General features: G+C 46.2%; 13 protein-coding genes. 8 read left to right on the top strand and 5 right to left on the bottom strand.

The window, feature by feature from the left end; translation table 11 throughout:
- Positions 1 to 446 precede the first annotated feature (446 nt).
- Together VJ786_RS02395 and VJ786_RS02390 are read left to right on the top strand one after the other, a co-directional pair.
- Positions 447 to 1,067, top strand: coding sequence for a Crp/Fnr family transcriptional regulator (locus tag VJ786_RS02395; protein WP_099365360.1), 621 nt, complete (start codon positions 447 to 449; stop codon positions 1,065 to 1,067).
- Positions 1,068 to 1,137: 70 nt separating this feature from the next.
- Positions 1,138 to 1,752: a MauE/DoxX family redox-associated membrane protein gene (locus VJ786_RS02390; RefSeq protein ID WP_336557188.1), complete on the top strand. Its 615-nt coding sequence runs from the start codon at positions 1,138 to 1,140 to the stop codon at positions 1,750 to 1,752.
- 798 nt (positions 1,753 to 2,550) lie between these two features.
- Here VJ786_RS02390 and VJ786_RS02385 read toward each other — a convergent pair.
- The 3 genes from VJ786_RS02385 to VJ786_RS02375 all read right to left on the bottom strand — a co-directional run bounded on the left by VJ786_RS02385 (position 2,551) and on the right by VJ786_RS02375 (position 5,094).
- Positions 2,551 to 2,697, bottom strand: coding sequence for a hypothetical protein (locus VJ786_RS02385; RefSeq protein WP_336557187.1), 147 nt, complete (start codon positions 2,695 to 2,697; stop codon positions 2,551 to 2,553).
- 191 nt (positions 2,698 to 2,888) lie between these two features.
- Complete coding sequence (locus VJ786_RS02380; protein WP_336557186.1) at positions 2,889 to 3,797, bottom strand: NAD(P)/FAD-dependent oxidoreductase; 909 nt, start codon at positions 3,795 to 3,797, stop codon at positions 2,889 to 2,891.
- A 100-nt stretch (positions 3,798 to 3,897) separates the two neighbouring features.
- On the bottom strand, positions 3,898 to 5,094 hold the full coding sequence (locus VJ786_RS02375) for a GTP-binding protein (protein WP_336557185.1): 1,197 nt from the start codon (positions 5,092 to 5,094) through the stop codon (positions 3,898 to 3,900).
- Positions 5,095 to 5,390: 296 nt separating this feature from the next.
- On the opposite strand from VJ786_RS02375, the gene VJ786_RS02370 reads away from it, so the two are divergent.
- Positions 5,391 to 5,927, top strand: a complete 537-nt coding sequence (locus VJ786_RS02370) for a hypothetical protein (RefSeq protein WP_336557184.1) — start codon at positions 5,391 to 5,393, stop codon at positions 5,925 to 5,927.
- Here VJ786_RS02370 and VJ786_RS02365 read toward each other — a convergent pair.
- Entirely contained in the window at positions 5,924 to 6,121 is a 198-nt protein-coding gene (locus VJ786_RS02365) for a hypothetical protein (protein ID WP_336557183.1), read from the bottom strand. The two genes, VJ786_RS02370 and VJ786_RS02365, sit on opposite strands and share 4 nt — an antisense overlap.
- A 1,537-nt stretch (positions 6,122 to 7,658) precedes the next feature.
- Between VJ786_RS02365 and VJ786_RS02360 the strand changes: the two genes are divergently transcribed.
- The 5 genes from VJ786_RS02360 to VJ786_RS02340 all read left to right on the top strand — a co-directional run bounded on the left by VJ786_RS02360 (position 7,659) and on the right by VJ786_RS02340 (position 10,922).
- A complete protein-coding gene (locus VJ786_RS02360; RefSeq protein WP_336557182.1) occupies positions 7,659 to 7,847 on the top strand; it encodes a hypothetical protein in 189 nt (62 codons plus the stop codon).
- Between the two features lie 226 nt (positions 7,848 to 8,073).
- Positions 8,074 to 9,447 carry a TrkH family potassium uptake protein gene (locus tag VJ786_RS02355; RefSeq protein WP_336557181.1) on the top strand — a complete coding sequence of 458 codons (1,374 nt, stop codon included), beginning with the start codon at positions 8,074 to 8,076 and terminating at the stop codon, positions 9,445 to 9,447.
- A 4-nt stretch (positions 9,448 to 9,451) separates the two neighbouring features.
- Positions 9,452 to 10,138, top strand: a complete 687-nt coding sequence (locus VJ786_RS02350) for a potassium channel family protein (protein WP_099365353.1) — start codon at positions 9,452 to 9,454, stop codon at positions 10,136 to 10,138.
- Positions 10,139 to 10,167: 29 nt separating this feature from the next.
- Positions 10,168 to 10,326 carry a hypothetical protein gene (locus VJ786_RS02345; protein ID WP_336557180.1) on the top strand — a complete coding sequence of 53 codons (159 nt, stop codon included), beginning with the start codon at positions 10,168 to 10,170 and terminating at the stop codon, positions 10,324 to 10,326.
- Between the two features lie 455 nt (positions 10,327 to 10,781).
- Complete coding sequence (locus VJ786_RS02340; RefSeq protein WP_336557179.1) at positions 10,782 to 10,922, top strand: hypothetical protein; 141 nt, start codon at positions 10,782 to 10,784, stop codon at positions 10,920 to 10,922.
- Between the two features lie 260 nt (positions 10,923 to 11,182).
- On the opposite strand, the gene VJ786_RS02335 is transcribed toward VJ786_RS02340, so the two are convergent.
- Positions 11,183 to 12,589 carry a RagB/SusD family nutrient uptake outer membrane protein gene (locus VJ786_RS02335; protein WP_336557178.1) on the bottom strand — a complete coding sequence of 469 codons (1,407 nt, stop codon included), beginning with the start codon at positions 12,587 to 12,589 and terminating at the stop codon, positions 11,183 to 11,185.
- Positions 12,590 to 12,593: the final 4 nt, after the last annotated feature.

Below are 12,593 nucleotides of genomic sequence, written 5' to 3'. Positions count from 1 at the left end.
AAACACAATGTTGCATTTCCTCTCAGATGAGTCCCCTGAAAATAGATCCTTCATTCCCTCGACTGAAACTGGAGTTTCTGAAAGGACTTCTATTAGGGAGACCAATGCTGATAAATCCATAGTATGTCCGGTTTTTGTTTAACAATGTATCCGATCTCGCATCGGATTTACGGCTTCCGGCCAAGAAGGCTTTGAATCGATCTACCCAAATTTGTCCCTTACAGGCGATATGTGCAAACCATCTCTGCCCAATCTTCATATAAAATATATATAATGCCGGTTGACGGATTTAACAAATGCAAACTGCTTTTTATCCATGGAATATGTGCGTTCGGAGGAAACATAGATGGTAGGTGGACAAAAAAAATCACTTTTGTAACCGTATGTCCGGGCGGGGAACAGGCACATGAGCCAGCAGTTTCCCCAGCAGTTAGCCACAATTTGAAATGAACCGAAATTTGAAGGCCCCAAAAGTCTTCCTAGATCTGATGGAATTCTGGGCAAAACATTGCCACTTGGAAGACTACCATCTCCAATGGGCCATGGAATCCTTTGAAATCCTGAACCTGAAACGGGGAGAATACCTCTTCCATGAAGGTTCGAACCTTAAAATAACCGGACTGGTCATGAACGGACTTCTGGCCCGGGAAAAGGAAGGTAGCTGGAAGGGCCGCAGGAGGCTAGTTCTGATCGCTGGACAGTACCAGTCCATCTCCACTACCATACATCCCTACAGTACCACATGCATCATGGGGGATATTGTCGCCCTTAGGAAATCTTTGATACTTGTCATTGGCAATAAAAAAATACGTCAGGGATTAGAACAGGACCCCAATACGGCATGCCTGGTTAACATTCTCTCAAACAACAACTCCAGGGCGTTGGCCAAGATGTTGACCGTCAAAGAATCCACCTCCCCATCGGAAAGGTACCTGTTGTTCGACCGCCTTTTTCCGGAACTTCGGAAACTTACCACACAAAGGGAGCAGGCCGATCTTCTGGGAATATCAAGGGATACCGTGCAGAAAATGCAGCGGTTTCTACTATTCAATGGGCAAAACAGATAATTCGGCATGCCCAGACCTTCCATCCCCGTTCCAAATCGGTCGGTAAATTTGTCAAAAACAGTTGATACTCATGGAAAGAAAGATCCACAACAGAAAATCGGCGGTCTTCCAATCCCCGCAAGGGGATATCGGAAAGTCATCGGGACACCAACTGCAAGGCGGTTTGGATGTGCCAGGGCAGAATGATCCATTATGCAGCAATGCAGATATCGGATCGCCCCACCCCGTAAAGGGAAATCTTGGAAGAGGATACTCCGTAAGTGATCGGTTGATCTTCAATATTGCCAGATCCGTCTATGGCCTAATCTATCTTTATTCGGGCATGGATAAACTGCTTGGTCTGGAAGAATTCAGGACCCAGTTGAAGAGCGTTCCAATTGTGAGGGGCATCGCCCCGGTGATAGCTCCGGCACTACCGATCCTTGAATTATGCCTTTCTTCCATTCTGCTGTTCGCTTTTGGCAGATATGAAAGGATCGGGTTATGGTGTTCAGTAGTGCTGATGGGGACCTTCACCATATATATCACCATCATGATGGTGACTGGGATGCACCATTCACAGTGCAGCTGCTCTGGTCTAATTGAATCCTTGAACTGGACTGAACACCTGATATTCAATCTGGTATTGGTCGGATTGGGAATTTCTGCCCTAGCCATGGAAAGTAAAAGAACAGTTAAACTTTAAACAATCATATCATGAACAGAAAACTATCAAGAGGTTCCCAAAGGATACTCGGAGGAACCTTGCTCGCAGCGGCTGCAATTACTGCTAGTGCGTACTCAAATTCTCCCACAATGGATTATGGGTACGACTATTCAACCAACCAGTGGATACCAGTAGATGGTCTCCACACCTGTAAACCGGATCCTAGCAAGGTATGCAAGTTCCGGTTTGAAGCCCCGCCCACGGAAACAGAGACACCGGAGCAGAACTCAGGAACACCCCTATCCGACAGGGGAAGTTATGAGCTTCCGTAATACCAGGAGCTAAGCATAACGGAGGTGGCCGTCCATTTGATGGCCACCTTATTTGGTCCCCCCGGCTTTCAAAGGATGGTTCAAGCTTTAACTTACTCCTTACACATCTTGAAATTCTAACTTTCCGTCAGGAGACTTGTAGGCTACGTTCCTAAGGTAAGAACTCCCTGCATCCAAAAACCTCCCTAACTGTGTTGGCGATCAGGATTCCGGGAATCTGGATGAATCGCTTTGGATTGCACACAGCATATGAGGTTATCCCATTGCGTGGTCATCATGTAAAACCCAAATAGCAAATTCTTGGACGTATGCAGGAGCTTCACCTGGGTTTCCTAAAAGGAGGAACTATATTTGTTTAAGCCTGGGAATTGGATTTTTTGTACAAGTTGGGAACTATCCAAAGTTCTTTACATAAAAAAGAGGTTGATGGATAGTCCGATTAACCGACCAAAGATGGGTAGGAACCTGGCTGGATATATCTTCTTGACAAGGAAAGTTTTAACGTTTAGGGAGACACTGTCGACAAATACCAGAAAGCTTCCCGAAACCCATAGAGCAGTTTCATCCTTTGCTCTACCTGGGTGGTAATCCCAATCCCCTCTGTAGAGGTTTTTTGTATCGGTTCAATATAGGTCTCCAGGTCATAATCCATAGTTTCCCCGGGACCGCGGTCCAACGGGCGTCTTGTTCCATCGATTTCCAGCCAACCATACCCTACCGTTGCAGCACCCGATCATGTCCCCTGAACGCTCCGGTTGGGGTTGGCAATTATTTCCTGGAATCGGGGGAATAAGGGCCTATACCCCTTGACCGAAGGGATGGACAGTTAATTCGTACCAGTGGTTAAAAGCTATCCTGAACAAGCTGGTGGTTGACCATTGCACCTGCTATATTACCGGTAGAAACGGCATTTGCCACAGATCGGAACATTGAGGTACAGTCCCCCGCAGCAAAAATTCCGCCAACGTTGGTCTGATGGAACTGATCGACTTTCAGATGTCCCGCCTGGGTCAGTTCGCAGCCAAGGGATACCGGAATATCACAATGCTGTTCAAAGGGAATGGCCGCATAGGCCGCATCATAATTTTCATGCGTGCCATCATCAAATAGTACTGCTTTTATCTGACCGTTATAGTGCATAACCTCGACCACATCCCGTTCGATGACCCGGATCCTGTTTCTTTCCAACGATTTCCATTGTTCTTCCGAAAAATCTGCTTTCCCTCTCGTTATAACCGTAAGATCCTTGGTCAGGTTGTCAACAAGACCACCTACATGTATGGCCCTTTCTCCATTGGCCAGAATAGCGGTCTTCTGCCCCTTAACCTCGTAACCGTGGCAGTACGGACAGTGGATTAACGATTTCCCCCAAGACTCTTCAAAACCTTTAATGGCCGGAAAGATATCCCTTACACCCGTTGCGAAGATGAGTTTTTTTGCCTGAAATGTTTTACCGGACCGGGTATTGATCTGATATCCGGTATTGATTTTTTGTCCGCTCAGAGCAATATCCTGGTGATAGGCCACTGTCCTGTACTCCAGGACCTGGCTTTTAGCTTTCGCTGCGATATCCCCGGGTACGGCACCGTCGTGCGTAATGAAATTGTGTGAATGTGGTGTATACCGATTACAGGGAAGACCACTGTCAACGATCAGCACCTCACGGAGCGAGCGGCCCAAGGACATCGCGGCAGACAGTCCGGCATAGCTGCCACCGATAATAATAACATCAAAATTCGTTTTTTCCTTCATAGCATACTTTTTTGAATAATCTTCAGGGGGAGCTTCCAAATGGCATCTCCAAACCCAGCTTTAATGATCCAGTCCCGTCTTTTTATAGCGACGAAAGTGATTAGAGGTTCTTTGGGAATTCATCCTTCCACGAGGAAAATCTCCAGTCATCGGCTTCATCTTCTGTGAGAAGACAGGCTTCAAGTTCTGATAGGCACTTTTCTTTATCAAGGTTCTGGCCGATGAACACCAGTTCGTTTTTGCGATCCTCCCACTCCGGGTGCCAACGTTTCAAAAGGTCATTACGTACATCGGCATATCCTGGATACCGATAGCGCATTTCTTCGGGCATACTGCTCCACCACGAACCCGCATTTTCAAGACGCAGGCTTCCTCCGGCCTGACTGAAGCTGATCGCTGCATCTGGACGTGAGGCCAGCCAGAACAGTCCCTTTGCCCGGATCATGTTGTGCGGGTAACCTACATTAAGATAGTTGTGCCAACGTTGGGGATGGAATGGTCTCTGCGAATGGAATACAAAAGAAGAAATCCCATATTCTTCTGTTTCGGGAGTATGTTCAGTTTCCAGCTCTTTGATCCAGCCGGCGGATGATGAGGCTACATCGAAATCGAATGATCCCGTACCTATGATATCATTCGGATCAATTTTGCCAAATTGGGCACGGAGAGTTCTTGCACCCGGGTTTAGTCTATGGATCGCGGCTTCAAGGATACCCAATGTTTCTTCAGACACCAGATCGGATTTGTTGAGGATGATCACATTGGCAAACTCGATCTGATCGGTCAATAGGTTGACAATGGTTCTATTATCCAGATCGTCATCCGTCAGATACCTGTCGCTCAGTGTCTCAGCACTGCCAAAGTCATTGAAAAAGTTATAGCAGTCCACCACGGTCACCATCGTATCGATATAGCTAAAGGATGAAAGATCAATTCCATTGTTCTGGTCCACATAGCTAAACGTCTGTGCAACCGGGATCGGTTCGGAGATACCGGTACTCTCTATCAGCAGGTAGTCAAATCTGTCCTCTTTGGCCAAACGCTCCACCTCTACCATCAGATCTTCACGGAGTGTACAGCAGATACAGCCGTTGCTCATCTCGACAAGTTTTTCCTCCGTACGCGATAACACCTCTTCCCGCTCCACCGTCCGCGCATCGATATTGACCTCACTCATATCGTTGACGATTACAGCGACCCGCAGATTTTCCTTATTATGCAGAACATGGTTCAATAGTGTGGTCTTCCCAGCCCCCAAAAAGCCGCTCAACACGGTTACAGGTAGTTTCTTATTCATGGTATAATATTTAATTAGATTTCCGGCTTTCGTTTCTCTGAAATGGCCCGGGAAAGCCATTCCCTAATGTTGCAAAGGTGACCCCCACCATAAAGCTTCACAAAACGCTGTGTCTCCGGGAGATTTTCATCCAAATAAATGGACAGGCGTTCCTCTGCAAATTCCAGTGTCAGCGGGATACCACATCTCTGCTCGATGCAGATCCTCCACTCTTCAAAACTTTTGGGTATAGCACTCATATATGTCTTTGTCCAAAAGTAATCATAAATTTTATTAAATGCAACATTGTTGCGATATTGATTTTTTTTATATATTTGAAAACTACCAATCATCAGGATATGACAGGATTATCACTTAGAAGTATTTTATTGGTCTGTTTGATTACGGTGGTCCCAACGGCTTCCGCCCAGCAGAATATAAACGAAGCCAAGCATCTTACCGAACATGTACCTATCATGAACAGCGCTTGGGAAACGTTCGATCTGCTGATGTACAGGGTGACTACCGAAAAAGGCAAAAAAGTCTATGCACCTCATTTTCCTCCGAGGCTAGAGGCCATGGATGGCAAAATGGTAGCATTACAAGGATATGTCGTCCCGATTAAACCCGGCTTCAGGCACAATAGGTTCCTGCTGTCCGTTCTCCCTATCGATCAATGTATGTTCTGTGGACAGGACGGGATACCCGCCATGGTAGAAGTGACACTATCCGGAGGGAAAAAGGTAAGGGCTTCCGACAGGCCCATACTGATAAGGGGAAAAACGGTCCTTAACGGAATGGACAGAAAACGAGTGGAAATCTGGATAGAAAAGGCCTCAATCGTCACTAATTAACCCAATTCCCTCCCAATAGGTAAATGCGCTCCCGAAGACGTGTATTGAAACGACGGACCACCTATCCCATTTTGCAGACCTGGATATTTTGAAGGTAAAAGGTCGAAATCCGTTCCAAGTTGGGCGATCGATCCAGGTATGTCTCCACCTCTATCAATTGGTACCCTATCCGGATCGCTATGCTTACCATTCATGAGGACAATTCGGGCATTCTAGGGTGCTGATGCAGAACTCACCAAATTAAACAGTCCCTAACAGACAGCCACAAGTTCATCGTAGATCGTTTGGGACTACCTTAAAAATCTGTCCATTGGCAGGCATACCCAGTCAAGAAATGGCCTTGAATGCGGTTTTCCAATTGAAAAGAAGAACCTCATCAATCCTTGAGGAATGGCATTTCATGCGACCTGACCAACCCACTAGGATGTCGGCCCGAATACTTCTGTTGTTTCCATGTCCATCCTTTTTTTGGTCAGCCTTCGATTATCTTTTGCTTCCTAAATGGTCCATAATTCTCATCGATCTTCATCGTTGACCAATGTGGTCCAAGCCCCACTTTCAAATTATTATGTGGAGATTGGAATTGTTGCTGATGGAAATGACATGTACCAGCTTCAGTAGGGGTGGTGCAATCGGTTTGTCCAAATTGAATGTTTTTGTAAGATATCAAACTTCATTTCCTGGGTCCTTAAACCGATAGATGGTGCGGCGGTGATAAATGTCAAGGAACATATGGACAAGATTGGGATAATATCCCACATGTGATGGAACCGAACCGAGAGAGCACTTCGACCTGGCCGAAAATTTTACCAATGGATATTTACATACAATACGGTAAATACAGCCAAACTACAGCTGTACCTGATTCTAAAAATGGTTCCATTTCATTAAATAAGGGATTTTGCGGGTTCCAGATATGGTGCCTTTCACTGTCCCCAGCGTGCACTGCACGAACAGGAGCCAGGAAAATTGACCAAAGACCTATGATTTCAAAGCCCGTTCCCGCCCTTAAGTATGCTATCTGTCAGCCTTGGATGGGATCTCCGTTAAATCTCCTGGATAAAACCAGGGAGTCCCCGTTTCACCTGGTCCAAATGAACAATCCCCGCCAAAATATAAGCGGGGACCGATCAATTAATATACTAGTGATTTTATGAAACTTACCAAAAAAAGATAGTACCCGAAGGTACTATCCTAATCAAATTTTACCTTTGCATTTTGTTTACCTTGAGCTTATGCGCATCAAGGGTGTTCTGACAAACACCCAAATATATAAAAGATTTCGGTCAAATCAACCCTAATCTCCGCACTTGATGAATAAGAGCTGGTGATGGTAGGATTTCCACAGGGTTTTAAGGATCGAATTTAGCTTAGGGATTCCCGATCGATAGACACACGGCCTGGCCCAGATCCGGAGGCCCATATTTAGAACAAATCCCACCCTCATTGAAGAAGGTGGGATGGATAGTAAACTTTGTTCAAGTTACCATAATAAACGTAAACAAATATACCGATAAAAATCTGAAACGCAGTGTCATGAAAAAAAAATCCCATGAATTGGTTGGAGCCAGCGCCCTCTAACCAGCATTCCCAGAGTTCTTATGATCAGTAGATGACTTACGTTCCGTGATATTTTTTGATATTTTTGACCATATCTATTATCATGGAAACCCGGGGGCACATACAGAGATCTGAAAGGAAATATGGGGGTCCCCAATATTATGCGAGACGATGGAAAAATATCCCGAACAGACCGAACTTGACCAGCTACAGTTACTGGCCAGATCAAAAAGGAAATACAGTGATGGTGAAGAACTTATTATTTCATCCCTGGAAAAATGGCCAGAACTACTGAAAAAGGAACTGGATCGGTATAGGAATGCCAGTTGGTTCCTGATGAACAACAAAAAGATCCTGTGAGCCATCTTTGGGTCCCTGCTGTACATTCAGGAAAGATGAAATATAGTACTGAATTTCCCGAGTGCCGAAAAGCAGAAAGAAGGTTGGATGGTGGGCCATCTTCCGACACAGATCCAAAAAAGGCATGGAAAAAATAAACTGAACCACACAGGACAGTATTCAGATAAATTGGAGCATCTGTGATTTTTTCGCAACTATTTTTTAATTTTGGAGAAAGGAACTAGAATTGAAGAGAATTTACAACCCTGCCCAGCTTTTTGCCGGTAGTTTTATTTTTCTGATCCTATTGGGCGCGATGATCCTACATCTCCCAGTGTCCAATACCCAGCAGCTGTCCTGGATAGACGCACTCTTCACTGCAACGAGTGCAGTATGTGTGACTGGTCTTATTGTCGTGGATACTGCATCGGCCTTCACAACATTTGGCAAGATTTCAATAATGATCCTGATCCAGCTGGGTGGACTAGGCATATTGACATTTGCTTCATATTTCGCCTATTTCTTCAAAGGGGGTTCTTCCTACCAGAACCAATTAGCAAGTAGGGACATTGCAAATTCGGATAAGTTGGGCGAAGTATTCCTTCTTTTGAAGCGGATCATACTCATCACCTTTGCCATTGAGGCGGTTGGGGCAGCCCTACTTTTTTTCAGCACCCCTCCTGTCGGGAATGGATTTGTCCAGCATATGTTCTTCTGTACATTCCATTCCATTTCGTCTTTCTGCAATGCTGGTTTCTCTACGCTCGAATCTGGGCTTGCAGATGAAACCCTGGTATACAATTACCCCTTCCAGCTTATCATCATCATTCTGTTCGTTCTGGGAGGATTGGGCTTTCCAATCGTGATCAACCTTTTACGGTACATCAAGCACCTAAGCAATCGACTGATTAACAGATATTCAAAGGACCAATATCCCTCCAAACCCTGGGTAATAAACATCAATAGCAAGATCAACCTGATCACGACATTCAGCATAACCCTAACTGCTACCATCATTCTATGGTTATTGGAGGGCCAGTCAGCCTTCAGTGGGCATGGCACTATTGGACGGTGGATAACTGCCCTGTTTACGGCCAGCACCCCCCGCACTGCGGGGTACAACAGCATAGATTTCGCCAACCTTCAGGTACACAGCATCCTCTTGGTAATCTTTTTGATGTGGGTAGGGGCTTCGCCGAACTCAACGGGTGGGGGCATCAAGACCAGTACATTTGCTGTGGCCGTACTGAACATCCTGAGCCTGGTGCGAGGAAAGGAAAGGCTGGAGATCTTCAGGAGGGAGATCGCGGAAATCACCATCAAAAGGGCATTCGCTACCATGACCCTGTCTCTATTTGTCATAGGGATTTGCATCCTGCTAATCAGTGTTTTTGAAAACGACTTCACCCTGATTCAGATCGCCTTTGAGTGTTTCTCGGCATATAGCACTGTAGGTCTTACACTCGGGATCACCTTTAAGCTGTCCATGGCAAGCAAGGCCGTGCTGATCGTTTTGATGTTCATAGGGAGGGTAACGATGCTTTCCATTATGATCGCGATTTTCAGGAAGGTAAAATTTACCGGATACCGGTATGCAAAGGAAGAACTAACCATTAACTAGACTTATGAAATTCATTATTATTGGCCTTGGAAATTTTGGCGCATCCCTAGCTATAAAACTTACGGCACAGGGTAACGAAGTGATAGGTGTGGATATCAAGCTGGAACGCGTTTCAGCTCTAAAGGAACACATCACCCATACCATTGCCTTAGATGCATCCGATCCGGTTGCTTTCAACTCCCTTCCTTTGAAAAACACGAACGTGGTCATTGTTGCCATTGGCGAGGACGAGGGAGCAAATATAATGGTAACTGCACTGTGCAAGGAAGCGTGCGTCAAAAGGATCATAAGCCGCGCGGTAAACAGTCTACATGAGAAGGTCCTGAATGCCATCGGGATCTCTGAAATTGTCCATCCCGAAGAGGAAACTGCTGAAAGATGGTCAAAAAAACTCTGTCTTAGTGGTTTGGTGGACTCGTTTGAACTAAATGCCAACTACAGTATCGTTGAGGCCATCATCCCACAGAAGTACGTGGGTCGATCGATCCAGGAGATTGGATTTAGAGAGCATTATGAGATCCTGGTATTGACCATCCTCAAAAAAACGGAACGTGATACACTTATCGGCAGGAGCAGGATAGTAACCACAGTTCTACATGGCATCCCTAAGCCTGATACCATATTACAGGAAGGAGAGATCATTGTGATATACGGCAATAACAGGAGCATAAAAGAATTCCTTAAAATATAGGGCCGTACCGGTCTGCCCGTGCGCAACAGATGACAGATCTGTTCCATTCTAACCAAGCTCTATCGGAGGGAACCTTTTGCTATCGGCCAAAGACACTGGATCAGCACAGTAGGGAGGTTGGCAATGCAGCCGTTCAGATCGACCAACAGGACATAATCAGTGAAGGTTTACATTCTGGTACACAATAGGGCCATCAGATCAGTCTGCATGGTCAGTCCCTTCCATGTCTGTTAACGACACGAAGGATATCCAGAACAATGAAAACGATCAGGATGACAACTATGGTCCATTGAATTAGTTCGCTGTCCAAATATAAAACCTTTCTCCTTAAATTTTATTGGCATGAATATAAAGATAAAATTTTAATAACTCAATTTATTATATGTTTCCTCCGTTGGTCAGAAACTGAACCTAATACCTAATATGCTCGATATGGCAAAAATGGATTAGGCGGCTCACTGTAGCCGGGAAAGCAAAGTAATTTCCATATATTGTCAAATGCACTGTCGATTGGGAAAATTAGAACAAATTGGCAACCGATCATATGTTCATAAAGATGGTCGATACAAGGTTCTATCTGTTTCTAGGATTACTGCCATTTCCAGCCCCGGGTCTCTGGGTTCTGGAGCATTGAGCTAAAAGGATGGCCCACTCTTATCCCGTTGGTTGTACACCGGCGAAGCAATACCTGGGCCATTTGGGAAATGGAACAGTGGTAGCACCTGTTTTAGCTGGGGTTAATGCCAGTGGTCGGAATAGGCTCGATGTAGTTTACGATTTATAGGCAAATTCCCCACTTTGTTTCCTATTGGGGGTTGGCGAACTCATCAGCCCTATTATTTTGGAAAGGAATGCGCCGGGCAATCTAGATGATAATAAGGGGGCCAGCAATCAGAGCGGCTCCTTACCTCCGCATCATTTGAATGTATCCATGGGAAGTGCCATCAGCCCCCCTAATATAAACTGTCCCCATTGCATGGGAAATAGGAAGTAAGGGGGGCTAGGCCAATGGGTTGGTCAACCTCCCCTTACTTTAGGCCCAGATCATCGGGGATATACCTCAAGGCCGTAACGCTCAACCTCCTCCATTGGAATAGGGAAAATATATCTGGGATCCTCGGGGGAAAGTACAAACTCGCCCATTTTAGGAAACGAACGTTTCAACCATTCCTCCCGACCTACTTCCCTGTTCAGCCTTTTCAGATCTGACCAGCGGAGCCCTCTTGCCAGGAGCTGTTTCCTGCGTTCCATGAGTACCATATCAAGGGTGCCCCGATCATCGGTATGGACCCTTGGGGAAAAGGAGGCCGGATCGAACCTTGTCTCCAGTAGGTCGTTGAGGACCTTGACCGCCATTGGTCCTTCGTTCTCCCTTGCCAGGCATTCGGCCTTGATGAGCAGGAGTTCGTCCAATGCGAGGCCAGTGAACAGTGCATACACGGAAGCTCCGCCATAGGAGCCCCGGAAAATAACGTTTTGCTGGTCGTCAAATCGATAAAAGAACAGGTTCTTTCGAAGGTCACCTTGCTCAAAGGAAGCATAGATTTGCGGGTCCACCCTACATCCGTTGCCAAAAACGGGACAACCGTAGGGGATCGCACTTGAGAAAAAGGCTACTTCAGGGTTCCCCGAGGGAAAGAGTCCAGGGAACGGGCGCCTGCTATCGTTTTCCAGTCCGAACTGATTGTAATCCATTAGGGAAAGTTTCGGGATGGCAAGGTCAGCGTGTGCCAGGGCTTGGCCATAATCTCCAATATCCAGGAATATCCGCGCAAAAAATGCATCACAGGCAAGTTTGGATGGACTGGAAAGTCCGCTCGGGACTGCCGGAAGCAGCCGTTCTGCCTCCCTGAGGTCCGAAAGGATAAAATCATAGGTCTCCTTTAGGGAATAGACCCTGAGATCCTCATGGATATTCCCGGTCCTCTTAAGTGGAATGCCCAGTGAACCGTCGTTCTGTCCCGGTCTGTAATTCTCCGCAAACAGCTGGGCCAGCCACCAGTTGGCATGGGCCCTATGGAACAGCGCCCTGCCCCGTAGGCCATCGGCACGGTCCTTTTGTGGTCCTTCCAACGCCCCCATCCCATCGATCAGTTCAATCACGGTATTGGCGTAATATACCTGGGAGAACATATAGGTCCAATCCAGATTGAACCTTTCCCCCTGGTAGAAATCACGCGACCATAGGAAACTGCTCCTTTCCGTAATACTGAGGGAGTTCAGGTTCGGTTCTTCCATAGTGTATTCGTCGGCAGAGATGATCTGCAGGCCTGGGGTCGTCCCAAAGTTCTGGTTGGTATGGTTGAGCAGAAGCTCTGCATCCTCGAGTGTCCGGGGTACGGCCAGGGAAATATCCTTCCTTTTCTCCAAAAAATCCTTTCCGCATCCCAGAATGGCCATTGTTATACCGATCATGGCCATCGTCATAAATCTATTTTTCATCTTCATCATAATA

The sequence above is a fragment of the Sphingobacterium tenebrionis genome (genome assembly GCF_037126265.1).
Lineage (GTDB): Bacteria > Bacteroidota > Bacteroidia > Sphingobacteriales > Sphingobacteriaceae > Sphingobacterium > Sphingobacterium tenebrionis.
The sequence above is the reverse complement of the archived record's forward strand: the minus strand, read 5'-3'. Positions and strand labels throughout refer to the sequence as shown.